General features: G+C 64.6%; 19 protein-coding genes. 7 read left to right on the top strand and 12 right to left on the bottom strand.

Going from position 1 to position 24,095, the window contains the following annotated elements:
- Positions 1-187: 187 nt before the first annotated feature.
- A complete protein-coding gene (locus tag M1D78_RS15515) occupies positions 188-412 on the top strand; it encodes a DUF2188 domain-containing protein (RefSeq protein WP_437420888.1) in 225 nt (74 codons plus the stop codon).
- Positions 413-425: 13 nt separating this feature from the next.
- Here M1D78_RS15515 and M1D78_RS15510 read toward each other — a convergent pair whose 3' ends face one another.
- The 6 genes from M1D78_RS15510 to gcl form a co-directional block, all read right to left on the bottom strand.
- Positions 426-1,379 (bottom strand): urea transporter, encoded by a 954-nt coding sequence (locus tag M1D78_RS15510; RefSeq protein ID WP_437420887.1) that lies wholly within the window; start codon positions 1,377-1,379, stop codon positions 426-428.
- A gap of 26 nt (positions 1,380-1,405) precedes the next feature.
- Positions 1,406-2,821 carry a pyruvate kinase gene (gene pyk, locus M1D78_RS15505; protein WP_437420886.1) on the bottom strand — a complete coding sequence of 472 codons (1,416 nt, stop codon included), beginning with the start codon at positions 2,819-2,821 and terminating at the stop codon, positions 1,406-1,408.
- Positions 2,822-2,864: 43 nt separating this feature from the next.
- Entirely contained in the window at positions 2,865-4,136 is a 1,272-nt protein-coding gene (locus tag M1D78_RS15500; protein WP_437420885.1) for a glycerate kinase type-2 family protein, read from the bottom strand.
- Between the two features lie 332 nt (positions 4,137-4,468).
- Positions 4,469-5,359: a 2-hydroxy-3-oxopropionate reductase gene (locus M1D78_RS15495; protein ID WP_457932996.1), complete on the bottom strand. Its 891-nt coding sequence runs from the start codon at positions 5,357-5,359 to the stop codon at positions 4,469-4,471.
- 67 nt (positions 5,360-5,426) lie between these two features.
- A complete protein-coding gene (hyi, locus tag M1D78_RS15490; RefSeq protein ID WP_437420883.1) occupies positions 5,427-6,209 on the bottom strand; it encodes a hydroxypyruvate isomerase in 783 nt (260 codons plus the stop codon).
- Between the two features lie 177 nt (positions 6,210-6,386).
- Positions 6,387-8,168, bottom strand: coding sequence for a glyoxylate carboligase (gene gcl / locus M1D78_RS15485; RefSeq protein ID WP_437420882.1), 1,782 nt, complete (start codon positions 8,166-8,168; stop codon positions 6,387-6,389).
- A 153-nt stretch (positions 8,169-8,321) separates the two neighbouring features.
- On the opposite strand from gcl, the gene M1D78_RS15480 reads away from it, so the two are divergent.
- Complete coding sequence (locus M1D78_RS15480) at positions 8,322-9,230, top strand: LysR family transcriptional regulator (protein WP_437420881.1); 909 nt, start codon at positions 8,322-8,324, stop codon at positions 9,228-9,230.
- A gap of 5 nt (positions 9,231-9,235) precedes the next feature.
- Here M1D78_RS15480 and uraH read toward each other — a convergent pair whose 3' ends face one another.
- Together uraH and M1D78_RS15470 are read right to left on the bottom strand one after the other, a co-directional pair.
- Positions 9,236-9,646 carry a hydroxyisourate hydrolase gene (gene uraH, locus M1D78_RS15475; RefSeq protein WP_437420880.1) on the bottom strand — a complete coding sequence of 137 codons (411 nt, stop codon included), beginning with the start codon at positions 9,644-9,646 and terminating at the stop codon, positions 9,236-9,238.
- Positions 9,647-9,663: 17 nt separating this feature from the next.
- Positions 9,664-10,152 (bottom strand): GlcG/HbpS family heme-binding protein, encoded by a 489-nt coding sequence (locus tag M1D78_RS15470; RefSeq protein ID WP_437420879.1) that lies wholly within the window; start codon positions 10,150-10,152, stop codon positions 9,664-9,666.
- 140 nt (positions 10,153-10,292) lie between these two features.
- Between M1D78_RS15470 and M1D78_RS15465 the strand changes: the two genes are divergently transcribed.
- From M1D78_RS15465 to M1D78_RS15450, 4 genes are all read left to right on the top strand, one after another.
- Positions 10,293-10,967, top strand: coding sequence for a heavy metal response regulator transcription factor (locus M1D78_RS15465; protein ID WP_437420878.1), 675 nt, complete (start codon positions 10,293-10,295; stop codon positions 10,965-10,967).
- A complete protein-coding gene (locus tag M1D78_RS15460; RefSeq protein ID WP_437420877.1) occupies positions 10,964-12,322 on the top strand; it encodes a heavy metal sensor histidine kinase in 1,359 nt (452 codons plus the stop codon). The genes M1D78_RS15465 and M1D78_RS15460 overlap by 4 nt, the downstream gene beginning before the upstream one ends.
- A 66-nt stretch (positions 12,323-12,388) precedes the next feature.
- Entirely contained in the window at positions 12,389-13,243 is an 855-nt protein-coding gene (xth, locus tag M1D78_RS15455) for an exodeoxyribonuclease III (RefSeq protein ID WP_437420876.1), read from the top strand.
- Positions 13,244-13,943: 700 nt separating this feature from the next.
- Complete coding sequence (locus M1D78_RS15450) at positions 13,944-15,338, top strand: PepSY-associated TM helix domain-containing protein (protein ID WP_437420875.1); 1,395 nt, start codon at positions 13,944-13,946, stop codon at positions 15,336-15,338.
- Positions 15,339-15,490: 152 nt separating this feature from the next.
- Here M1D78_RS15450 and M1D78_RS15445 read toward each other — a convergent pair whose 3' ends face one another.
- On the bottom strand, positions 15,491-16,669 hold the full coding sequence (locus M1D78_RS15445; RefSeq protein WP_437420874.1) for an HlyD family secretion protein: 1,179 nt from the start codon (positions 16,667-16,669) through the stop codon (positions 15,491-15,493).
- Positions 16,666-18,243 carry an MFS transporter gene (locus M1D78_RS15440; protein ID WP_437421330.1) on the bottom strand — a complete coding sequence of 526 codons (1,578 nt, stop codon included), beginning with the start codon at positions 18,241-18,243 and terminating at the stop codon, positions 16,666-16,668. The genes M1D78_RS15445 and M1D78_RS15440 overlap by 4 nt, the downstream gene beginning before the upstream one ends.
- A 452-nt stretch (positions 18,244-18,695) precedes the next feature.
- Between M1D78_RS15440 and M1D78_RS15435 the strand changes: the two genes are divergently transcribed.
- On the top strand, positions 18,696-20,315 hold the full coding sequence (locus M1D78_RS15435) for a class I adenylate-forming enzyme family protein (protein ID WP_437420873.1): 1,620 nt from the start codon (positions 18,696-18,698) through the stop codon (positions 20,313-20,315).
- A gap of 279 nt (positions 20,316-20,594) precedes the next feature.
- Here M1D78_RS15435 and M1D78_RS15430 read toward each other — a convergent pair whose 3' ends face one another.
- Both M1D78_RS15430 and M1D78_RS15425 read right to left on the bottom strand, forming a co-directional pair.
- On the bottom strand, positions 20,595-22,601 hold the full coding sequence (locus M1D78_RS15430; protein ID WP_437420872.1) for a TRAP transporter permease: 2,007 nt from the start codon (positions 22,599-22,601) through the stop codon (positions 20,595-20,597).
- Positions 22,602-22,674: 73 nt separating this feature from the next.
- Positions 22,675-23,838 carry a TAXI family TRAP transporter solute-binding subunit gene (locus tag M1D78_RS15425; RefSeq protein ID WP_437420871.1) on the bottom strand — a complete coding sequence of 388 codons (1,164 nt, stop codon included), beginning with the start codon at positions 23,836-23,838 and terminating at the stop codon, positions 22,675-22,677.
- Positions 23,839-24,095 lie beyond the last annotated feature (257 nt).

The raw sequence follows: 24,095 nt of genomic DNA, 5'->3' as shown, positions 1-24,095 counted from the left end.
CAATCGTTCCAGCTTGGAATTGACTGAAATCAAGGGCGGCAAGCGAGGAGTGGTCGGTTTTACCCTCTGAATCCGGGTTTTTATGACCGCGAAAGGTGATCTGTACCGTCCCATCGGTGGAGGATCGAACCGTAGCCGCGCGGCGCGCTCTATAAGGCTAGCTACTTGAACGCCTGAGGAGGCCGCTATGGAGAATTACCACATCACACACGACGACGATCGTTGGGTTCTGCGGGAGGAAGGCGACAAGCGCGCCCTGATCGAGGCCGGAACCAAAGAAGACATCATTGCCGAGACGCGCGATTACATGAAGTTGCGCACCGCTTCGGTGAAGATTCACACCGCCGACGGCAAGATCGAGGAAGAGCGAACCTATCCGCGTGACCAGGATCCGCGTGCGACCAGGGGTTAACCGGGCCTCCCGCTCAAGCCGCCCGGGTTGCCCATCGCGGCGGGCGGCCGTCGTGCCAGCGCATGCCCAACGTCACCGCCCAACTGGCGAGGATGAAGGGCATGGTCAGCGGCGGTAGGCCGAGTCGATCGAACATCACGTTGCCCAGGAGCGCCAGCAGGATTCCCAGCGCAGGCGCCACCGCTGAACGGCTGACCTGGCTCAGCGCCAACGCGGCCAATGCCGGGTTGTAACTGGCCAGCCCCGCCAACGCTTGCGCGTCAGAGCCGCCTACGAGCAACGTCGCGTAGAGGCCGACCGCCGAGCCGCACAAGGCCCAGAGCGCAGCGCTGCGATCCGCCCAGAGCAGGGCCACGAGCAGGCAGAGCCCGGCGCCCGGCGCCGACAGAAACAAAATCTGCCCTAACCCCTGCAGCATCCCGCCCAGCGCACCCATGCCACTCACTGCCGGTTCCGGTAGCCGCGCCGCGACCACCTCATCCATCAATCCGCACAACCCCAGCGCCAGCCAGCCCAGCAACACGAACGCCAGTGTATAGCCCGGCAGACCGGGTCGTGGCCTGACGATGCTCGCCCGGCCTGAACCATCCACCGCTCCATGAGCGCATCTTCCCAACCCATCGCCGCCGCGCAGGCGACCGAGCAGACACCCTTGCAGCGGTACGGACAGCCCGGCGGTCAGCACGATGAGCCCGCCGGCGACGGGTGTGGCGCCGAGCGTCAGGGCGACCAGCAGGCCGAGCAGCGTTGGGTTGTAGCCATACAGGCCAGTCGCGATGTCCTGCTGCGGATAGCCGAGGCGCAACGCCAGCCCGGTGCCGACGCCCAGGCCGAGCAGGGCGCCCGCGAGCAGGGTGAGATCCTGCAGGCCGATCGCGAGCAGAATCAGCAGGCCGCAGCCCGGATGCGATTGCAGCAGAATCTGGCTGACACCGTTGAGCAGCGCCTGCGGCAGGAAGGGCGTCATGGGCTGATGCGGTTCGATGACAGGGTTTAGTTCAGCGTCTCGATCCGCAGCGAGTTGGTGGTGCCGGATTGCCCCAGCGGCACGCCCGCCGTGATCAGAACGGTGTCGCCAGTGCCGGCCATGCCTTGTATCCGGGCGCGTTCCAGTGCGTTGAGGCACACCTGCTCCATGTCGTGCATGCGGGCGTCGATTGCCGAATACACGCCCCAGGCGACGGTCAGCTTGCGCGCAGTGGCAAGATTAGGTGTCAGGCTGAGGATCGGTGCGCTTGGTCGCTCGCGTGAGGCGCGCAGGCTGGAGCGTCCGGACTCGGTGTAGTTGACCAGCACCGCGATGGGCAGGATGCCGCTGATCCGCCGGATCGCGCAGCTGATGGCATCCGGCAACGTCGCTTCGGCGTTCGGTCGGTTGACGTCGAGCTGAGCCTGGAAGTCCGGCCCGCTTTCGACCTGTCGAATGATCTTGCTCATCATGCCCACGGCTTCCAGCGGGTAGTCGCCCGAGGCGGTTTCCGCCGACAGCATCACCGCGTCGGCGCCTTCGGCCACCGCGTTGGCCACGTCGGTGACCTCGGCGCGGGTCGGGGCAGGGGAGAAGCGCATCGATTCGAGCATCTGGGTGGCGACTACCACCGGCCGGCCCAATTGGCGGCAGGTGCGGACGATGTTGCGTTGGATACGCGGCACGTTTTCGGCCGGCACTTCGACGCCCAGGTCGCCGCGCGCCACCATGATGGCGTCGCAAAGCCGGGCAATCTCGCGCAGGTGCTGCACTGCCGAGGGTTTTTCGATCTTGGCCATGAGAAAGGCGCGGTCGCCGATCAGCTCGCGGGCTTCGTGAATGTCCTGTGGGCGTTGCACGAACGACAGCGCCACCCAGTCGACGCCCAGTTCGAGGCCAAAGGCCAGGTCGCGGCGATCCTTTTCAGTCAGCGGGCTCAGCTCCAGCACCGCTTCGGGCACGTTGACGCCCTTGCGGTCGGACAGCTCGCCACCGGCCACCACGCGGGTTTCAATGGCGTCGGCATGCTTCGAGATGACCGTCAGGCGCAGCCGGCCATCGTCCACCAGCAGGCTCATGCCCGGCTGCAGCGCATCGATGATTTCCGGATGCGGCAGGTTGACCCGCGTGCTGTCGCCCGGTGTCGGGTCGAGGTCCAGGCGCAGGGTCTGGCCGCGCATGAGGTTGACCTTGCCCTCGGCGAAACGCCCAACACGCAGCTTCGGCCCCTGAAGATCCATGAGGATGCCGATGGGCTGATTCAACTGGCGCTCCACCTCGCGAATCCAGCCGAAGCGCTGGGCATGGTCGGCGTGCTCGCCATGGCTGAAATTGAGGCGGAACAGGTTCACCCCGGCCTCAACCAGCTCACGTACATCGTCGATGCTGCGGGTGGCGGGGCCCAGGGTAGCGAGGATCTTGACCTTCTTATCAGGTGTCATGGCGGGCTCTATTGGCAGTTATGGTTATGAGCGTTGCCAGCCGCTAGCGGGATGGCGGCAGAATCAGGATGGCGCGGAAATCGTTGACGTTGGTGCGTGTCGGGCCGGTCATCAGGAGGGCGTCGAGGGCCTGGAAATAGCCGTAGCCATTGTTATTCGCCAACTCGTCCGCGGCGCTCAGGCCCAGGGCTTCAGCGCGGGCGAAACTGTCGGGCGTCATCAGCGCGCCGGCATTGTCTTCCGAGCCGTCGATGCCATCGGTGTCGCCGGCCAGCGCGTACACATTGGGCAGGCCTTGCAGGTTTTCCGTGAGGCTGAGGAGGAACTCGGCATTGCGACCGCCGCGGCCCTTGCCGCGTACCGTCACGGTGGTTTCACCGCCGGAGAGGATCACGCAGGGCGCGGCGATCGGCTGGCCGTGCAGGACCACCTGGCGAGCGATGCCGCCGTGCACCTTGGCCACTTCCCGTGATTCGCCTTCCAGGTCACCGAGGATCAACGGCGTGATGCCGGCGTCGCGAGCCTTCTGTGCCGCGGCGTCGAGGGATTGCTGGGGCTTGGCGATCAGCTGGAAATGGCTGCGCGACAGGCACGGATCGTTCGGCTTGACGGTTTCCGAACGCGGATCTTCCAGCCAGGCACGCACGTTCGCGGGAATCTCGATGTTGTAGCGCGCCAGGATCGCCAGCGCTTCGGCCGAGGTGGTCGGGTCGGCCACGGTCGGCCCCGAGGCGATCACCGTGGCCTCGTCACCGGGTACGTCGGAAATTGCGTAGGTGTAGACGCTGGCTGGCCAGCAGGCCTTGGCCAGCCGCCCGCCCTTGATCGCCGAGAGGTGCTTGCGCACGCAGTTCATCTCGCCGATGTGGGCGCCGGAACGCAGCAGCGCCTTGTTGATCGCTTGTTTGTCGGCCAGGCTGATGCCCTCGGCCGGCAGCGCCAGCAAGGACGAGCCGCCACCGGACAGCAGGAAAATCACCCGGTCGCTTTCCTCGAGGTTGCTGACCATCTCCAGCACGCGGCGGGCGACGCGCTCGCCGGCATCGTCCGGCACCGGATGGGCTGCCTCGACGACTTCGATCTTGCGGCAATCGGCGCCATGGCCGTAGCGCGTCACCACCAGGCCGGACAGCTCGCCTTCCCATACCGCTTCGATGGCTTCGGCCATGGCCGCTGCTGCTTTGCCTGCGCCAATGACGATCGCCCGGCCGCTGCGATCCGCCGGTAGGTGATCAGCCAGGACCTGGCGTGGATGGGCGGCATCAATGGCGGCAGCGAACAGGTCGCGCAGAAAAGCTTGCGGATCGAGGTTCATGTACGACTCCATCTGTTAGGTCAGGTGCCCGATTCCAGACCTTAGCGCTCGGCAATGCAAGCGCTAAGGTCTGGAATCGACCCACCCGGCAGTCAGGCCGTGACTCCTCGTGCTAGGCAGGTCGAAAGGGGTGCCGCCCGAGGGCAGCGGTTGGATCGCAGAGGCGTGGGGCCGAGCTCGTGGGGGACGCTGTGATTTCGTCTCCAAGCAACTTCAATCCAACCCTTTGAGCGTCGCTGAGCGAGCCTTACGGTTCCCACCACCTGGTCTGTCTGTCCCTGAAGGTGGGGCGCTTGGCTCGACGCAGCGTGCTCGAAGGCTGACGGCCTGCCTCAGTCCTTGCGGATCGAGAAATTAGCCATGTGTTCCAGACCCTTGATCAGCGCCGAGTGGTCCCAGCCGCTGCCGCCGATCGCCGCGCAGGTGCTGAACACCTGCTGGGCGTTGGCGGTGTTGGGCAGGTTCAGGCCCAGCTCGCGGGCACCGGCCAGGGCGAGGTTGAGGTCCTTCTGGTGCAGGGCAATGCGGAAGCCCGGATCGAAGGTGCCCTTGATCATGCGCTCGCCGTGGACCTCGAGGATCTTCGAGCCGGCGAAGCCGCCCATCAGCGCTTCGCGAACACGGGCCGGGTCGGCGCCGTTCTTCGCGGCGAACAGCAACGCTTCAGCGACCGCCTGGATGTTCAGCGCCACGATGATCTGGTTGGCGACCTTGGCCGTCTGCCCGGCGCCGTTCTCGCCGACCAGGGTGATGTTCTTGCCCATGGCCTGGAAGAGCGGCAGGGCGCGGGCGAAGCTCTCTTCGCTACCGCCGACCATGATCGACAGCGTCGCAGCCTTGGCGCCGACTTCGCCACCGGAAACCGGCGCGTCGAGGTAGCGGGCACCGGTGGCATCTATCTTCTCGGCGAAGCCCTTGGTGGCGCTGGGCGAGATCGAGCTCATGTCGATCACCAGCTTGTTCGGGCCGACGCCCTCGGCGATGCCGTTCTCGCGGAACAGCACGTCTTCGACCTGCGGGGTGTCCGGCACCATGATGATGATGAATTCGGCTTCCTGGGCGACTTCCTTCGGGTTCGCCAGGGCGACGGCGCCCGCCTCGACCAGCGCGGCCGGAGCCGCGTCGTGGTGTTCGGACAGGAAGATGCTGTGCCCGGCTTTCTGAAGGTTCTGAGCCATGGGCAGGCCCATGATGCCGGTGCCGATGAATCCGATCTTAGCCATGTGTGTTCTCCTCGATTCTGTGGGGCAGGCCGCTGCTCGGCCTGCGTTGCGGCGTGAGCGCAAGCGGTCAGATGGCGTTGTGGCTCTTCAGCCAGCCGAGGCCAGCTTCGGTGGTGGTGGCCGGCTTGTATTCGCAGCCGATCCAGCCCTGGTAGCCGATGCGGTCCAGATGCTCGAACAGGAAGTGGTAGTTGATCTCGCCGGTGCCCGGCTCGTTACGCCCGGGGTTGTCGGCCAGCTGCACGTGGTTGATCGCCGCCAGGTTGTTCTCGATGGTGCGCGCCAGGTCTCCCTCCATGATCTGCATGTGGTAGATGTCGTACTGCAGGAACAGGTTGGCGTGGCCGACCTTGCCGCGAATCTCCTGCGCCTGGGAGGTGTTGTTGAGGAAGAAGCGCGGGATGTCGCGGGTGTTGATCATTTCCATGACCAGGCGGATACCCTCGGCTTCCAGCTTCTGCGCGGCGTAGCGCAGGTTTTCGATGAAGGTCATCTCCAGCTTGCCGAGATCGGCGCCCTTCGGGGCGATGCCGGCCAGGCAGTTGACCTGGGTGTTGCCCAGCACCTTGGCGTAGGCGATGGCGCGGTCCACGCCGGCACGGAATTCCTCGATGCGCTCGGGATCGCAGGCGATGCCACGGTCCCCATTCGCCCAATCACCGGCTGGCAGGTTGAACAACACCTGGGTCAGCCCGTTGGCATCCAGGCGCGCCTTGATCTCCTCGGCCGGGTAGTCATAGGGGAACAGGTACTCGACACCGGAAAAGCCGGCCTCGGCGGCAGCGGCGAAGCGGTCCATGAAGTCCAGCTCGGTAAACAGCATGGACAGGTTGGCGGCAAAGCGGGGCATGGGTAACTCCTTGTGATCTGTACGGATCAGTTCGGTGGATGTTCTGCGCGATATCCACCCTTCGGTTTCAGCGGTGTTGCATTTGGTGGATATGCTTCGCGATATCCACCCTACGGGTCCGAAGTGCTCCTGCCCGTAGGGTGGAAGACCGCGAAGCGTCTTCCACGCGTGGGTGGTTCAGTCCAGCAATCCAACCGCGGTCGGAGCGTCTTCCCGGCTTTCGGCCAGCGGCTCGAACTCGTTGATGGCATCGATCTCGGTGCCCATGGCGATGTTGGTGACCCGCTCGAGGATCACCTCGATCACCACCGGCACCTGGTGCTCGGCCATCCAGGCCTGGGCCTGTTCGATGGCCGGGCGCAGGTCTTCCTGCTTGAACACGCGGATCGCCTTGCAGCCGAGGCCCTCGACCACCGCGACGTGATCGACGCCGTAGCCTTCCATGCCGCTCTGGTCGGCATTGATGTTCTCGAAGCCCAGCTGCACGCAGTAATCCATCTCGAAACCGCGCTGCGCCTGGCGGATCAGGCCGAGGTAGGCGTTGTTCACCAGGATGTGCAGGTAGGGCAGCTTGAACTGCGCGCCCACGGCCAGTTCCTCGATCATGAACTGGAAGTCGTAGTCGCCCGAGAGCGCCACCACCTTGCGGGTCGGGTCCGCCGCGACCACGCCGAGCGCCGCCGGGATGGTCCAGCCGAGCGGGCCGGCCTGGCCGCAGTTGATCCAGTGGCGCGGCTTGTAGACGTGCAGGAATTGCGCGGCGGCGATCTGCGACAGGCCGATGGTGCTGACGTAGCAGGCGTCCCGGCCGAACGCGTTGTTCATGCACTGGTACACGCGCTGCGGCTTCATCGGCACCGAGTCGAAGTGCGTCTTGCGCAGCATCGTCCGCTTGCGCTCCTGGCAATCGGCGGCCCAGGCGTTGCGATCCGGCAGCTTGCCCGCGGCCTTGCGCTCCCTGGCCACCTCGACGAACAGTTTCAGCGCGGAGCCGGCATCGGAAGTGATGCCAAAGTCCGGCGAGAACACCCGGCCAATCTGGGTCGGCTCGATGTCCACGTGCACGAATTTGCGGTCCTTGGTGTAGACGTCGACCGAACCGGTGTGGCGGTTGGCCCAGCGGTTGCCGATGCCGAGCACGAAGTCCGAAGCCAGCATGTTGGCGTTGCCGTAGCGGTGGCTGGTCTGCAGCCCGCACATGCCGGCCATCAGCGGATGGTCGTCAGGGATCGAGCCCCAGCCCATCAAGGTCGGGATTACCGGCACGCCAACGGTTTCGGCGAATTCCACCAGCAAAGCTTCGGCACCGGCGTTGTAGATACCACCACCGGCGACGATCAGCGGGCGCTCGGCCGCGCAGAGCATGTCGATGGCTTTCTCGATCTGCTTGCGAGTGGCGGCCGGCTTGTAGACCTGGAGCGGCTCGTAGGTCTCGACGTCGAACTCGATCTCGGCCATCTGCACATCGAACGGCAGGTCGATCAGCACTGGGCCAGGGCGACCCGAGCGCATGACGTGGAAGGCCTGCTGGAATACGCGCGGCACCAGTGCCGGTTCACGCACGGTTACCGCCCACTTGGTGACCGGCTTGGCGATGGATTCGATGTCCACCGCCTGGAAGTCTTCCTTGTACAAGCGGGCCCGCGGCGCCTGACCGGTGATGCAGAGAATCGGGATGGAGTCGGCCCAGGCCGAATACAGACCGGTGATCATGTCGGTACCGGCCGGGCCCGAGGTGCCGATGCACACGCCGATGTTGCCGGCTTTGGTGCGGGTGTAACCCTCAGCCATGTGCGAAGCGCCTTCGACATGGCGAGCCAGGATGTGACGGATGCTGCCATCGGCGCGCAGGGCGGAGTACAGCGGGTTGATCGCGGCACCGGGGATGCCGAAGGCGGTGTCGATGCCTTCCTTGCGCAATACCGCGACGGCGGCGTCGATTGCTCTCATGCGGGCCATGGTCGTTCCTCCTGGCTTGGAGCCTGTGCACGATCGGCTGCGCGTCGTGATGGCTCCTATTCGATAGTTTTTATACGTGGCCCAAGCATGAAGGGCTGGCCGGAACGAAGGAATTGGCCGAGACTTCAGTTCTGTCGATATCAGGAGTATCGAATGGATCGTTATACGACCCTCCATAGCTTCGTACTGGTCGCCGAGCACGGCAGCTTTGCCGCCGCTGCGTTGAAGGAAGGTGTCACGCCCGTCGTCATGGGCCGGCGGCTCGACGCGCTGGAGCGGCACCTGGGCGTCAAGCTGATGCACCGCTCCACGCGCGGGCTGGCGCTGACGGATCTGGGCGAGCAGTACCTGGAGAGAGCTCGCGGGCTGCTCAAGGATTTCGAGGAAGCCGATGCGAGCATCAGCCACCATGGCACTTCGGTCCGCGGCCATCTGGTCGTCTCGGCGCCGGCAGCATTCGGTCGCAAACATATCGGCCCGCACGCGCCGGCGTTTCAGGCGCGCTTCCCGGACCTGCAACTGTCGTTCAACTTCACCGATAGCGTGGTGGACCTGGTGCGCCACGGCTACGACATGGGCATCCGCATCGGCGAGGTGACCGACCCCAATTACGTGGCCATCAAGCTGTTCCCCAACCGTCGAGTGGTGTGCGGCGCGCCGGATTACTTCGAGCGGCAGGGCGTACCGCTCACCCTCGAAGACCTCACGCGGCACAACTGCCTGGCCTTCAACCTGCAGGGCGGCCAGCAGCGTGGCTGGACCTTCCTGCGCGACGGCAAACAGGTGGCGATCCGCGTGGCCGGTAATCTGGACTGCAACGATGGCGAACTCTTGTTCGACTGGGTCAAGCAGGGCCTGGGCATCGGCTGGCGCTCGACCTGGGAGATCCAGGCCGAGCTCAAGCGCGGGGAGTTGGTCACGGTGCTGGACCAATATGCGTTGCCGGCCTACGACATCCAGGCCGTCTACCCGCAGCAGCGCTATCTACCGGCCAAGGTGCGTTTCTTCATCGACTACCTAAAGGGCATCTACAACGCACCGGGGTATTGGGAGGTGCGCTGAGGCATTCAGTTGCCACGGTAGGTTGAGAAGCCGTAGGGGCTGAGCAGCAGTGGGATGTGATAGTGCTCGACGCTGCCGTCGGCTTCGAAGATCACCGGAACTTCAGGAAAAAAGGTGCTGGCCTTGTGTTTGGCGAACCAGTCGCCCGTCATGAAGGTGACGCGGTAAGTGCCTTTTTCCAGCGCCTTGCCTTCCGGGTAGAGCGCGCCGATCCGGCCTTGCTCGTTGGTATCGCCGCTGTTGAGCGCCGTCCAGCTATTGCCTTGCTGCTGTTCCAGTGTGACGTGCACACCCGGTGAAGGCAGGCCACTTTCCAGGTTGAGTACGTGCACGCTAAGCGGGTTGCCAGCGGCGAGGGTCAGGCCCGAGAGGCCGCTCAGCAGAAGACCTGCAGCGATGGATTTCAGCGTTTTCATGATGTTTTCCTTTTTCTTCAGTGGGAGGAGGGCAACAGCTTTTCAATGGCAGCGAGGGCGCAAGCCTCGTCGTTCTTGGCGCCGCCGGCACCCGCCACGCCGATGGCGCCGATCACTTCGTCGCCGACCTTCAGCGGTACGCCGCCGCCGAGCAGCAGCAGTTCATCGAGGGTGTTGAGATTGGCGGCGTCCGGCGTATTGGCGGCGCGTTCGGCGAACAGGCGAGTTGGGGTTTTACTCGACAGCGCGGTATAGGCCTTGCGCTGGGCCGCAAGGGTGTTGTGCGGGCCGACATTGTCGTCACGGCGTAGCGCGACCAGGTTGCCGCCGCGATCGACCACGGCAACCGCCGCGGTGCGGTTCTGGGCATGACAGGTATCCAGTGTCTGCTGGATAAGACCTTCGGCCAGTGCCAGCGAAACGTTTTGCTGGGTGAGCGGTTCCGGTGTGGCGGCGCTGGCGCCGAGGGCCAGCGTCAGCAATGAGAGTGTGGCTACGATGCGCATATCGGTTCCTCTGGTGGCTTGGTTTCGAGGCGCATGCTGCCGCCCAGCGACCGTCAGAACCGTTGCCTGCGCATTACGTTTTTGTAATGGCTGCCTGCTCATCGACTCCCTAACCTAGGCGCATACGAAGAGGCGAACCCATGCGAATCCTGGTGGTGGAAGACGAGGCAAAAACGGCCGACTACCTCAAGCGAGGGCTGGAGGAATCCGGCTATCGCGTGGAGGTCGCGCGCAACGGGATCGATGGCAAATACCTGATCGAGGAAGAACCCTTCGACCTGGTGATCCTCGACGTCATGCTGCCGGGGCTCGATGGCTGGCAGTTGGTGCACGTGGTGCGCCAGCGCTCGGCGCATACACCGGTGCTCTTCCTCACCGCACGCGATGCAGTGGAGGACCGTGTGCGCGGGTTGGAATTGGGCGCCGATGACTATCTGGTCAAGCCTTTCTCCTATGCCGAGTTGCTGGCGCGGGTGCGCACCTTGCTGCGCCGCGGTCCGCCGCGGGAGATCGAGCACTTCCACGTCGCCGGCCTGGAGCTGGATCTGCTGCGCCGCCGCGTCACTCGTCAGGGTGAACGCATTACCCTGACCAACAAGGAGTTCGCCCTGCTGCACCTGTTGCTGAGCCGCCAGGGTGAGGTGCTCTCGCGTGCGCAGATCGCCTCGCAGGTCTGGCATATGAATTTCGACAGCGACACGAATGTTGTCGACGTGGCGATCCGCCGCCTGCGCGCCAAGGTCGACGATCCGTATCCGCTCAAGCTCATCCACACCGTGCGCGGCATGGGTTACGTGCTGGATGCCTCACCATGAGCCTGCTGCCCCGCTCGCTAAGCCTGCGCCTGGCGCTGGCCTTCGCGCTGGTCGCCGTGGTGCTGCTCGGCACCATCGGGCTGTTCCTGTATCGCTCGCTGGAACGCGAGATCAGCTGGCGTGACGACCAGGCGCTGCTCGGGCGGCTTGAGCGCATGCAGGCGCTGCTGGACGACAGCGCCAGCATCGACGCCCTGCGTCAGCGGCCGCAGCTCTACGAGAACATGCTCGGCAACCGCGACAGCCTGCTCTGGCTGCTGGATGCCGAAGGCCGGCCGCTGATCGAAATCAACCCGATCCACCTGGCGATTCCAACGCTGCCTGCCGCCGACTCGATGACGTTGCGCAATGTCGGCGAAGCGCGCCTGGCCTGGCGGCGCTTGCCGGGCGATGCGGGGCTGACGCTCGTGGCCGGGCGTCTGCTGAGCGAGCGCGAGCAAATGCTGACTGCCTATCGCGTCAAGCTGTGGTGGGCGTTGAGTCTCGGCGCGTTGTTGGCGTCCCTGCTTGGCTGGTTGATCAGCCGGCGCGCGCTGCGCCCGGTGCGCGAGTTGACGCGCCAGGCGCTGGCCATCGACGTGCGGCACCTGCACCTGCGTCTGGACGATTCAACCGTACCGAGCGAACTCGAACCGCTGCGTGCGGCACTGAACCAGATGTTGGCCCGGCTGGAACAGGGCTTTGTCCGCCTGTCGCGCTTCAGCGAGGACCTTGCCCATGAGATGCGCACGCCGCTGGGCAACCTCATGGGCCAGACCCAGCAGCTGCTGCACCGTGCACGTTCAGTCGACGACTATCAGGCGCTGCTGGCGTCCAACGAGGAGGAGTACGAGCGCCTGGCGCGGATGATCGACAGCATGCTGTTTCTCGCCCGTGCCGAGCAGCCGGCAACGGCCATCACGCGGCAGGCTTTTTCGTTGCCGGAACTGGTCGAGCAGCTGTGTGAGTACTTCGAGGGTGTCGCCGAAGAGCGCGGCATCCGCCTGGTCGACGAGACCGAGGGCGAGCTGTTCGCCGATTCGCAACTGATCCGCCGCGCATTGGCCAACCTCGTGGCCAATGCGTTGCGTTACGGCGCGGGCGACAGCCCGGTGCGCATTGTCAGCGATGCGCAGGGCAACTGGCGCCGCGTCAGTGTGATCAACCAGGGCCCGCCGATCGACGCCGAGGATCTGCCGCAACTGTTCGATCGCTTCTACCGTTGCGACCCGTCTCGTGCCCAACCGGGTGATTCCGGTGGGCTGGGGCTGGCCATTGTGCGCTCGATCATGCAGTTGCATGGCGGCGAGGTGGAGGTCAGCAGTACCGCGCAGGCGACCGTCTTCACCCTGCTTTTGCCCGTCACACCAGGCTAACAGGACGGATGCCGCCCCCTGCGGTCACAGCTAAGGTGATTTCACCCGCTGAGCGGAGAGGTGCTTGTGAATCGTCTGAAAATCGCCACCTACAACATCAACGGCATCCGCGCACGACGGGCCAATCTGCTTGAGTGGCTGGAGCGCGAGCAGCCCGATGTGGTCTGCCTGCAGGAGTTGAAGGCGCAGGATGCCGACTTTCCCATCGATGACATCCGTGCCGCTGGCTATGGCGCCATCTGGCAGGGGCAGAAGTCCTGGAATGGGGTGGCGATTCTGGCCAAGGGCGACGACCCGCTGGAGATTCGCCGTGGCCTGCCGGACGACCCGGACGAGACCCAGAGCCGCTACCTGGAAGCCGCGGCCCACGGTGTGATCGTGGCCTGCCTCTATTTGCCCAACGGCAACCCGCAGCCGGGGCCGAAGTTCGATTACAAGCTGGCCTGGTTCGAGCGTTTCATCGAGCATGCGGCCGGGTTGTTCGCTAACGGCCATCCGGTGGTACTGGCTGGGGATTACAACGTGGTGCCCACGGACGAGGACATCTACAACCCGAAATCGTGGCGCAAGGACGCCTTGCTGCAGCCCGAAAGCCGCGAATGTTTCGAACGTCTTCTGGCCCAGGGTTGGACCGATGCGCTTCGTGCCAAGTACCCGGACGAGCGCATCTACACCTTCTGGGATTATTTTCGCCAGCACTGGCAGAAGAACTCGGGGCTGCGTATCGATCACCTGCTACTGAGTGCTGACCTGGCGCCGCGGCTGGTCGATGCCGGCGTGGATCGCTGGGTGCGTGACCAGGAACATGCCAGCGATCATGCGCCGACCTGGATTACGCTACGCGGCGAAGCGGGCGACGAAGTGGAATCGGACAAGCCCGCCAAACGCAACAAGGCCAAAAGCAGCCCCAAGAATGGCTAAACTGGCCGGTGCCAGCGATTAGCCGGCGCCTTCCGCTTCCGCTGGAGCCTGCCGCCCCATGCACCGCCCCCGTCGAGTTCCCACCTGGATAGCTGCCTTCGCTGTCCTGCTGCATCTGGTCGCGATGCCGCTGATGGGTGCACAGATGCGCGCGATTGGCGCGTCGGGCGGGCACTGCCCGATGGCCGAGGCGAGCCGGCACGCCGGGCACGGGGCGCATGCCGAGCACTCGGGCGCCATCGAACACACCGCATCCCATCATGCGGCAGGGGAGCCAGCGCCGGCCCCGAGCCATCATCAGGGCATGCCCTGTTGCTGCGCTGCCGGGGCGGGGTCGCTGGCGGCGATACCCGCTGGCTCGCCTGTATTGTTTCACCCCCGGCTTATGCCACTCGGCAACGTGCCGTCGATCACTGCACCGCCGTTATCGCCACGATATCGCTGGCCGAGCCTGAACCCCCGCGCCTCTCCATTCGCTTGATCGATCACGTTCTGTCTGTCCGGTAGCCGCGGGTGGTTGCGTTCGCGCCGCTGTTGGTTGCTGGCCAGCACTGCAGGCTTACGTCCCGGTCGGCAGCGTGAACATACGGACCCGCCTTTGTAGGCGCGAGCTTGCTCGCGATCCGATCCCTTGCTGGGCCATCGATCGCCAGCTGGGCCTACAGAAAAAGCTGCACACATTTTGATCGAGTAAGTAACCATGACTTCAAGTACCGCTGGCGCCCATCCAGAGGCGCAACCCCTGGCGGCCCGCACGCAGCAGCCATTGCTGGCACTGCTGATTCGCCTGCATCAGTACGTTGGCCTGCTGGTCGGTCCGTTTATCTTCATCGCCGCGATGAGCGGCCTGGTCTACGCGCTGACACCGCAACTGGAGGACCGGCTCTACGCCGCGCAGCTGTATACGGACAGCAGCGGCGAACCACTGCCGCTGGCACGGCAGATCGAGATCGCTCAGGCGCATATCGGCGACACCGCCACGCTGTCGGCGGTGCGCCCCGCGCCTGAGGCCGGTACGACCACGCGGGTGATGTTCAAGGCACCGGACCTGGGTGAGTCGGAAAGCCGAGCGGTGTTCGTCGATCCGGTCAACGGCGAGATCCTTGGAGAGCTGCTGGTGTATGGCACCAGCGGCGTACTGCCGTTGCGCACTTGGCTCGATCAGTTCCACCGCAGCCTGCTGCTCGGCGAGCCGGGGCGGCTGTACAGCGAACTGGCCGCGTCCTGGCTGTGGGTCGCGGCACTGGGTGGATTGGCGCTGTGGCTGATCCGGCGCCGGCGCGCGGCAGGTTCCGTGCAACGCGTAGGCTTACGTCGTTGGCATTCGACGCTCGGGCTGTCGCTGTTGATCGGCCTGCTGTTTTTCTCCGCCACCGGGCTGACCTGGTCGCGCTGGGCGGGCGACAACATTGGTGTCGCGCGCGCCGCGCTTGGCATGTCTACGCCAAGCGTGTCCACCGCACTGGACGGAGCCGAGCCGGCCGCAGCGGCTGGCGAGCATGCGCACCACGGCGCGATGACGATGTCCGGGCTGCAGCCCGCCACGCCGGCGCTGTTCGATCAGGTTCTCGCCGCGGCCCGCGAGGCGGGTATCGAGGCGGGCAAGGTCGAGATCGTCCCGGCTGCAGGGCCAGATCGTGCCTGGACGGTGACCGAAATCGACCGCAGCTGGCCCACCCAGGTCGATGCCGTCGCCGTCGATCCGCGGAGCCTGCGCATTACCGATCGGATTGATTTCGCGACATTCCCTATCGCAGCCAAGCTGACCCGCTGGGGCATCGATGCACACATGGGCTCGCTGTTCGGGGCGGCCAACCAGCTGCTGCTGGCCGTCACGGCGCTCGGTTTGGCGGTTCTGGTGGCCTTCGGTTATCTGATGTGGTGGCGCCGTAGCGCAGCCGTGCGTCGGATCGGCGTGCTGCAGGCCCTGCGCGTGCTGTCGCCGCGCGCCCTGAGTATCACGCTGGTGGTAGCGGTAGTGTTCGGCATTTGCCTGCCCGTGTTGGGCATCAGCCTGTTGCTGTTCCTGGCTGTCGAAGCGCTGCTCGACGTTCTGGCAAAGGCGCGGCCGGAGCGAACACGTCAGCCAGGATGAGGCGGAGCGGTGCTGTCAGCTCAGGCTTTCGATGCTTTTACGGCAGCCCGCTCGTATCGGGGCAGGGTGGCGCTAGCCCTAATGCGGTGCGCTGCCAAGCAAGGCAGTCGGCAGAGCACCGAATAGCCAGCAGAGGCGTGGCGGTGCCTGGTTCACTGGGCCTCGCGCTCCGGCTGATGCTCGCGCGTATCGTCGGCCACCTCGACGCCGGTATCTACATGGGTTACCACCGACAGGCCGGGCCGCAGCCGCTCGATCAGCGGTTGGTCCGGGTCGAGGGTGATGCGCACCGGCACGCGCTGTACCACTTTGGTGAAGTTGCCGGTGGCGTTATCCGAGCGCAGCACGCTGAACTCCGAGCCGGTGGCGGGTGCCAGGCGCTGCACGCGACCGGTCAGGCGGGCGCCGTCGAGCGCATCGATTTCGATCTGCACCGGCTGGCCGGGCCGCATGGCGAAGGTCTGGGTCTCCTTGTAATTGGCGATGACCCAGAGTTGATCCGGCACCAGATAGAGCAACTGCGAACCGGCCGTGACGTACTGGCCCTGGCGCACCGTGACTTCACTTACGCGCCCGTCACGCGGCGCGGTAACGCGCGTGTTGTCCAGGTCGATCTGCGCGCGCTTGAGATTGGCCTCGGCAATATCGACCTGGGCCTGGAGCCCGCCTCGGGAGACCTCGCTGGCCTTCAGGGTCTGTTCGGCAATGGCAATGGCGGCGCGTGCCTGTTGAACGGTGGCCGCGTCCTCTCGGGCGGTGGCTCGAATCTGATCGCGCTCGCGCAGCGATATCGAGCCGGACTTGGCAAGCTCGTTGACGCGCGCCACGTCCACCTTGACGCGCTCCAGCTCCGCTTCGGCAGCGGCCAGCTCGGCACGGCGCGATTCCAGCGTGGCGCGGTTGGTGGCCAGGGTCTGCTCGAGGTTTTCCAGATCGAAGCGGCGCGCGGCCAGTTCGGCACGGCGTTGCTCGACCACCTGGCGATACTGGCGATCATCGATCTGCACCAGCGGCTGGCCCTGGCGTACGTCCTCGAAGTCCTGCACCAGTACCTCGGTGACATAGCCGTTGACCTGCGGCGCGAGCACCGTGATCTGCCCGCGCACGTAAGCGTTTTCGGTGACCGCCACGCGACCGCCGAAAGGCCAGAGCTGCCAGGCGTACAGGATTGCCAGCACGCCGACCAGCGCGACCAGGCTCATCAGGATGACCGAGCGGCGGCTTGGCTTGATCGTCTTCGGTGGATCGGCCGGCACGGGGCCGGCATCCGTGGCGCCAGCAGCCTGCGCCGAAGGTGGGATGTCGTCTGGGGTGGGCCTGTTGTCACTCATTGAGGTGCCGCGTTCCTGTTCTGCCGTGCGAGGCGCACGGTGTGGAGAAGGGTCCAGCCGAACACGCCAATGGCGAGCATGCCGATCAGCCGGAACACATCGTTGAAGGCCAGTACGTTCGCTTCGCGGGTAATGGTTTGGCTCAATTGCGCTGCACCCTGTGCCTGGCGCAGCTGAACATCGCGCTGGCGCGAGGCGAGCGCCTGGCTCTGCAGTTGCAACCGCTGCGCGACCTGGGGGTCGCCCGGTACCACCTGTTCGGTGAGGTAGCTGGAATGGTACTTCTCGCGCACGACCTGGTAGGTGCCGAACAGCGCCGGCGCAGCAAGCCCGCCGAGACTCTGGGTCATGGTGAAGAGCACGATGAAACTGACCAGGTAATTCGGCCCGTTGCTCAATGCCCTGCCGATACCTGTGAGCAGTAACGGGCCGAGGAACATGCCGCTGGCGAAGGCCAGTAGGCCCTGGCTGAGGAACATGTCGTGCGGGCGGGTGAGGCTAGTGGCATCGATGTCCAGAAAGCTGGCGATCGCGATCAACACGATCGACAGCAGGATCTGCGGAAACGCCATGGCCTGGCTGAAGGTCAGCGCACTGGCGGAGATGCCGAGGACCAAGCCGAGCAGGATCACGGCATAGAGCGGCTGCAGCTGCTCCGCGCCCATGCCAAGCGTTTGCAGCAGGCCAACCGCGCCGTAGGTTTGCTCTGACAGCAACAAGCGCAGGGCCAGCGCGCCAAAGGCGAAACGGAGCATGGCGGCCGTTCCCAACCAGCGCGTTTGTAGTAGCGGGTTGCGACGATGATGCTCGATCATGAACGCCGCACTGATCAGTAGAAGGGCGGCAATCAGCGCATAGCCCAGCCAAGGTTGCTCGGTCCACCACAGAATCCGGCCCTGGGCGAGTACCGCGGCGATCAGCGCCAGCGCCGGAGCGAGCAGGGCGAAGGTCACGAAATCCAGCGGTTCGAACACTTTGATGCGCTCACCCAGCGGCAGCTTGAGCACCACTACCGCTGCTAGAGAGCAGAGCGCAAGCCCGCTCTCGAACACATACAGGCGATGCCATTCGCCCATATCCAGCAGCGCTGGGGACAGCAGCCAGGCCAGCGGCGTGCCCAGTTGTGAAATGCCGAAACCGAAAATCACGCCTTTTGGTAGCCCGGCCTTGCCGAACGCCTGGAGCATGTAGAACAGGCCCAGCGAGGAGGTGGTTGCCGCGGCGAGCCCGCTGGCTGCACGCACGAAGACGGCCATTTCCAGCCCCTCGACGAACACGTGGGCGATGCTGAGCAGCGCGTAAATCGTCAGCCCCACCTCGGCAAAGCGGCGCAGGCCGAACTGCTGGCGCACCTTGATCAACAGCAGGTTGGCCGAGACGTTGACCATGAAATAGGCCGCCGGCAGCCAGGCGCCTTGAGAAGGCGTCAGGCCGAGATCACCTTGGATGGCCGGCAGGTTGGCGATGAACAGCGCGTTGCCCAATCCGCCAGTGATCCCCACGAGAACCGCGACCAGCGCATAGGCGATGCGCAGCCGCATAGGATGCACGAGGATCGCCGGCGATCCGGGCATTGACGGCCGTTCGTGGGGTTCCCAGCGCGGCACGGGTTCGAGGTAATGCGGCATGGTTGGCAAAGCCCAAGGTGAAACGATGGCGTCTGTGCTGGAGAAGCGTTGCTCCAGTTCGGACAGTGACTGCGGGAAATGATTGGACACATTCTAAAACCAAATGCGTCGGCCAAGGCTTGGCTGATCCGTTGCCGATAGGGATCGCCTTCCCGCCAGCTATTTTGCGGTCTCCAGCTGAACAAATTGACGGTCGCTGATGCCTGTGCAAAAGTCTGGGCTGTCTTTTACGGAATGATATTCCGCTCTGCGGAACTAATTTATTCCCGTCACGGTTATTACAACGACAACAGCGTCAGGACAGAAGCCATGCGTATTCCATGTCGGGCAAGCAAGCCCACCTTCACGATGCCAATGTTCCTCGAACCGTCGCGCTGCCTCTTGAGCGGTGTTCGCTGATGCGCCTTTCTCAGTCGAAACGCGCCCCGGATGAGCTCATCAATGGCCGCTTGGCGAGCGAACTGCTGGCTGAGCTGCCGGAACGGCTCAGCACGCGGATTCTAGAGCGTGCTCAGAAAACCCCCGCTCTGGCTGCATTGGTCGACGGCGATGTGCGCTGGAGCTATGGCGACCTGGCCAGCGAGATCCAGGCAGCCAAGGCCTGGCTGACCGAACGGGGTGTGCGGCCCGGAGACCGGTTGATGAGTGTCGGCGAGAACTGCCGTGCACTGGTCGTGCTGCTGCTCGCTGCGAGCGAGCTCGATGCCTGGCTCGCCATTGTCAACGCGCGGCTTTCGGCGGCTGAAGTGGATGCCATCCGCGCGAATTGCGAGCCACGGCGAATCTTTTACACCGTGGCCGCGTCGCCTGAAGCGCGCGCGCATGGCGAGCGGCATGCCGCTGAGGCACTGATGCACTCAGGGTTGGGCGAGCTGATGGTCAGTCCGCTGCTCGCAACTGACCCAGAGCCCGTGCATGCCAGCGGCGCCGAGCAGGTGGCAGCGATGATCTACACCTCCGGCACCACCGGCAGCCCCAAAGGCGTGATGCTGACGCACCGCGGCATCCTTTACATTGCCTCGATCTCCGGCGGCATGCGCCACCTAACTGAAGGCCAGCGTGTCTATGGCGTACTGCCGATGTCGCATGTGTTCGGTCTGGCCTCGGTTTGCATGGGGTCGCTGTACAACGGCGCCTGCCTTTATCCAGCCCCACGTTTCGAGCCTGCGGCCCTGCTCACGGCGCTGCGTGACGAACGAATCAGCGTGCTGCAGGGGGTGCCAGCGATGTATGCCCGCCTCCTTGAATACCTCAACCAGACTGGCGCGTTGCTCGAGGCGCCAGCATTGATCTACATGTCTGCCGGAGGCTCGCCGCTCGATGGCGAGACCAAGCGGCGCGTCGAGGCTTGTTTCGGCCTGACGCTGCATAACGGCTACGGCCTGACCGAAGCCAGCCCGACCATCAGTCAGACCCGTATCGAGGACCGCCACACAAGCACCACCGTAGGTCGCGTGCTGCCCATGCTCGAATACCGTCTTGAGCCGCTGCACAGCACCGATGCCGAGGCACCTGAAACCGGCGAGTTGTGGATACGCGGGCCAAACGTGATGCGCGGCTATTTCCGTCAACCGGAGGCGACCCGAGCCTGCTTGACCGAAGACGGCTGGCTGAACACGGGTGATATCGCGCGTGTCGACGAGCGGGGCGAGCTGTTTATTGTCGGGCGCAGCAAGGAGCTGATCATTCGCTCGGGCTTCAACATCTATCCGCCAGACGTGGAGGCGGTGCTGAACGCGCATCCGCAGGTGACGTTGTCGGCCGTGGTGGGTCGCCAGGTGCCTGGTAACGAGGAGGTGGTGGCGTTCGTTCAGTGTTCGGCGGGGGCCGCGCTGAGCGAGGCGGAACTGGCGCGCTTTGCGGCTGAGCGGTTGGCGCCCTACAAGCGGCCTTGCCAGATTGTGATGGTGGAGGCGTTACCTGCGACGGCGACGGGGAAGATTCTCAAGGGACAGTTGAGAGAGCGGGCGCAGGGGATGGCTAGCCCGGCGGGGGAGATCGGTTCGGCTGGTCGATGACACCTCTTTGGTCAGGGTTGGGGGCTTGGTTTCGCCCTGCTGGGCGAGTCACTTTTTCTTGTTTCGCCAAGAGAAAGTAACCAAAGAGAAGGCGACCCCGACATCCGGGTCTGGCCGCGCTGCGTCCAGACTTCCCTCCCTCCGGCGCTCGGCCTTCTGAAGGGGGGCTGGGTCCGAGTCGTCTGAAACTATTCTTTTCTCTGTATCTGCGCTTCACGGCCATTCAGCGTTGACCGAGAAGCTCAGTTTGATGCCAGCCTGCGTCTGGAATCGGAAATCTCAAACAACCACCGTCGGCTGAATTCGTCCCCTCCGTTGGCTCCACTTAGCCAGCAAAACGGCCGGCACGGCCGCCGCAACCCCCACCACCAACAACTCCAGATGACTGAACGGAATCGGTCCGCCGCCGGGAATCGCCACGCACAACCCGGCGATGAGGATCAACGTCCGGATTACCGCTTCGGTGACCAGGTTATGCCCCAGCCGGCCGACGCCGATCAGGTAGCCCTGCATCGCCGACGCGAAGAGGATGATGCCCAGTACCGCCTGGCAGAACACCAAGGCGATTTCCCACGCCGGGCCCTGCATGATCAGCGCCGGGTTGAGCACGAACATGAAGGGGATGAAGTAGATCACGCTACCCAGACGCATCGCCTGTAAGCCGGTCTCCATCGGCCTGGCTCCGGCTACGGTGGCGGCCGCAAAGGCGCCGAGCGCCACGGGTGGCGTGATGAAGCTGAGCATGCCCCAGTAGAGAATGAACATGTGCACGGCCATCGGATCGAGGCCACCACCCTGAATCAACGCTGGCGCCAGCGCCACGGCGAGGAAGATGTAGGCGGCGGTGACGGTCATGCCGATGCCCAGCACGAAGCTGGTCAGTGCGCCCATGATCAGCAGCAGCGGGACGCTCCCACCGGCGAGGTGGATGAAGTCGTTGGCGATGGTGCCCGACAGCCCCGTCATCGATAGCGCGCCGACCAGCATGCCGACCCCCGCGAGGATGGCGATCAGCTCGGCGAACAGCTTGGCAGCCGAACCCAGCGTGTCGCCGACATCACCCCACTGCCAGCGGTGCTTTTTCGAAAACTGGTTGAGCACCAGCAGCAGGGCCGTGGCGTAGAAGGGCGCGACCGCTTCGCGCTGCATCACCAGCAGCATCCAAACCAGCAGCACGAACACAAAGATGTAGTACCAGCCTTCCTTGAGGGTCTGCTTCACCGAGGGCAATTCGACCTCTGGCAGGCCTTCGATGCCGTTGCGCGCGGCATAAGCGTCGATCTGAATGAACAAGCCGAGGAAGTACAGAATCGATGGAATGACGGCGGCCAGCGCGACCGCGGCGTAGGGCACGTCGAGAAACATCGCCATGACGAACGCGGTAGCGCCCATCACTGGTGGCATGAGCACGCCACCGGTCGATGCGCAGGCTTCGACACCACCGGCGAACGAGCGGCTCATGCCGATGCGCCGCATCGCCGGGATCGACAGGACGCCTGTCGTCAGCACGTTGGTAATGACGCTTCCGCTCATCGAGCCCATCAGCCCGCTGGCGAAGATCGACACCTTCGCCGGCCCGCCGCGCACGTGGCCGAGCAAGGCGAAGGCGAGGTTGATGAAGAAGGCGCCACCACCGGTCTTCTGCAACACGACGCCGAAAATCAGGAAGCCGATCACCAGCCCGGCGAAGGCCTGTAGCGGCACACCCATGACGCTCTCGGTGCTCATGGTGTGGTAAATGGCGGCCTGTTCCAGCGTCGAGGGAAAGGCCTGGATCGGGCCGGGCATGATATCCGCGACCATCGGATAGCAGGAGAACAGCGCGACGATCAGGGCGATCGGCCAGCCGCCGGCGCGGCGGGCGGCTTCGATGATCAGGATCCAGAACGCATAGCTGAACCAGACCGCCTGCTGCGGCGCATCGAAGCCCCAGCCACGCTCCAGAATGGTTTCGGCATTGACCACGAAATAGCCGCTGACCGCTGCCGTTACGGCGAACAGCAGGTAGTCATACCAGGGCACCGGTTTGTCCTGCCCGGACGCCAGCGCTGGCCAGAGCAAATACACCAGCGGTAGCAGCAGCGCGACCACGGCGTAGTAGAACTGCGTTTCCAGCCCGGTAATGACGCGCAGCAGCCCAAGGTTGAACAGGTAGTCGAGGGTCATCAGCACCAGCGCGACCGTGACGGCGCCGGGCAGCCAGCGCAACGCGCGCGGCAGGGTGCGCACACGGCTGATCATTTCCCGGGCTTCGACTGCTTTGGCTTCCGGTGTTTCGTTTTGCATGAGGGGATCCGTGCCTGGCGGCCCTTGGGCGGGAACACGACGCCGCCCCGTATGGGGGCGGCGCCTGGAGGGGTCACTCGAAGACGGGTGTGAAGCCGGCTTCGGTCAACGCGGCGGCGCGGGTTTTCATCCAGGCGGCGGCGAAGGCCTCTTCGTCATCGGGCGTGTCGCCGGCCATGAAGGTCTTCCAGGTGTCCATCAGCAGGGTCTGGCGCTTGATCAGCTGGTCCTGGTGGGCCTGCATCTCATCGGTCCAGGTGCCGGTTTCCTTGTAGTAGTCGACCACCGCGTCATGGAAGGGCACGACCCAGGTCATGTCCTGGTTGTCGGCGGCATAGCCAGCCGCGCCGGGTGCGCTGTCCTTATAGCTGTCGTAGTGGGTCTGCAGCGCCTTGACCAGGCCATAGGCGGTGTTGTCGTCGAGATCGGCGTTGGCAACGACGATGGGGTAGGGGTAGCTCGCGCTGTCGACCGGGTTGTCCGCTGAGATTCCGCCGGCGCCGGAGGTGGCGCGCAATGGCTGGAAGTAAGGCGCGACGGCCTTCATACGCGCCCAGCCGGCTTCGTCATCCGGGGCGAGCACTGGCCAGGTCACGCCGCGCGGGCTGCTGGCGAGCTGTTGGGCGGGCGGCGTTACGGTGGTGGTGAACGAAGCATCCACGTCGCCTGCGATGATGCCGTCGAAAGACCGGGCGTACCCGGGGTAGTCCACACGAGTGACGTCATCCCAGGTCAGGCCGCCAAAGGCGAGGAAGGCCTCGGTGCCCTTGTTCAGCGCATCGTCGCCGCGAATGTAGGCGATGCGCTTGCCCTTGAGGTCGGCGGGGGTCTTTACGCCGAGGTCGCCAGCCACGGCGAGCGAGAGTGCGAAGGTCGCGCTGGAGGTGGTCAGCACGCGCAGTGGCTGCGGGCCCCAGTCGCGGTTGGCGAACATCAGCACGCCTTCGGCGCCGTAATAGCTGGCGATACCGCAGGCGCAGAGCTGAACGCGACCGTTCTTCAGCGGCGTCATGCGGGACACGTCGTTATCGCCGGGAAGAATGCGCACCGAAGTGCCGTATTCCTTTTGCAGCATGCCGCCGATGGCGACGGCCTGGGCGTAGCCACTGGAGTTAGTGCCGTAAGCAGTCCAGGCCATGGTTTTCGGTAGTTCGACGTCCCTGGCATGGGCTGAGGCGGCAAGACCGAGACAGAGGGGAAGGGATGCGATGAGAAAGGGGCGGGCAAGGCGGCGCATGGTCACTCCTTCGGCTTTTTTAAGCCTCTTATTGTTTTGCAGTGCGGTACTGAGTTTTGAATCTGAATCGATACTAGGAAGGCTGAGTGCGGTCTGTCAAACCATGGCGGAGCCGTGAATCGTTCATCTCATCCATCAAGCCCGCTGTATCACAGGCTGCGTGATGCCCACCGTTTCGCTGATTTCTGACGGGGCGACGACCGGTCGTCCGTTCGTGCATGAGCAGCCGAAAAAACCGACAACACTCCTCATAGGCC

The organism is Pseudomonas sp. SA195 (genome assembly GCF_054131565.1).
This window is presented reverse-complemented; position numbering and strand designations above follow the sequence as displayed.

Bases quoted from the DNA above. Each gene is read 5' to 3' on its own strand.
- M1D78_RS15515 (WP_437420888.1), top strand. From the start codon at position 188: ATGGAGAATTACCACATCACACACGACGACGATCGTTGGGTTCTGCGG.
- M1D78_RS15510 (WP_437420887.1), bottom strand. From the start codon at position 1,379: ATGACGCCCTTCCTGCCGCAGGCGCTGCTCAACGGTGTCAGCCAGATT.
- pyk (WP_437420886.1), bottom strand. From the start codon at position 2,821: ATGACACCTGATAAGAAGGTCAAGATCCTCGCTACCCTGGGCCCCGCC.
- M1D78_RS15500 (WP_437420885.1), bottom strand. From the start codon at position 4,136: ATGAACCTCGATCCGCAAGCTTTTCTGCGCGACCTGTTCGCTGCCGCC.
- M1D78_RS15495 (WP_457932996.1), bottom strand. From the start codon at position 5,359: ATGGCTAAGATCGGATTCATCGGCACCGGCATCATGGGCCTGCCCATG.
- hyi (WP_437420883.1), bottom strand. From the start codon at position 6,209: ATGCCCCGCTTTGCCGCCAACCTGTCCATGCTGTTTACCGAGCTGGAC.
- gcl (WP_437420882.1), bottom strand. From the start codon at position 8,168: ATGGCCCGCATGAGAGCAATCGACGCCGCCGTCGCGGTATTGCGCAAG.
- M1D78_RS15480 (WP_437420881.1), top strand. From the start codon at position 8,322: ATGGATCGTTATACGACCCTCCATAGCTTCGTACTGGTCGCCGAGCAC.
- uraH (WP_437420880.1), bottom strand. From the start codon at position 9,646: ATGAAAACGCTGAAATCCATCGCTGCAGGTCTTCTGCTGAGCGGCCTC.
- M1D78_RS15470 (WP_437420879.1), bottom strand. From the start codon at position 10,152: ATGCGCATCGTAGCCACACTCTCATTGCTGACGCTGGCCCTCGGCGCC.
- M1D78_RS15465 (WP_437420878.1), top strand. From the start codon at position 10,293: ATGCGAATCCTGGTGGTGGAAGACGAGGCAAAAACGGCCGACTACCTC.
- M1D78_RS15460 (WP_437420877.1), top strand. From the start codon at position 10,964: ATGAGCCTGCTGCCCCGCTCGCTAAGCCTGCGCCTGGCGCTGGCCTTC.
- M1D78_RS15450 (WP_437420875.1), top strand. From the start codon at position 13,944: ATGACTTCAAGTACCGCTGGCGCCCATCCAGAGGCGCAACCCCTGGCG.
- M1D78_RS15445 (WP_437420874.1), bottom strand. From the start codon at position 16,669: ATGAGTGACAACAGGCCCACCCCAGACGACATCCCACCTTCGGCGCAG.
- M1D78_RS15440 (WP_437421330.1), bottom strand. From the start codon at position 18,243: ATGCCCGGATCGCCGGCGATCCTCGTGCATCCTATGCGGCTGCGCATC.
- M1D78_RS15435 (WP_437420873.1), top strand. From the start codon at position 18,696: ATGCGCCTTTCTCAGTCGAAACGCGCCCCGGATGAGCTCATCAATGGC.
- M1D78_RS15430 (WP_437420872.1), bottom strand. From the start codon at position 22,601: ATGCAAAACGAAACACCGGAAGCCAAAGCAGTCGAAGCCCGGGAAATG.
- M1D78_RS15425 (WP_437420871.1), bottom strand. From the start codon at position 23,838: ATGCGCCGCCTTGCCCGCCCCTTTCTCATCGCATCCCTTCCCCTCTGT.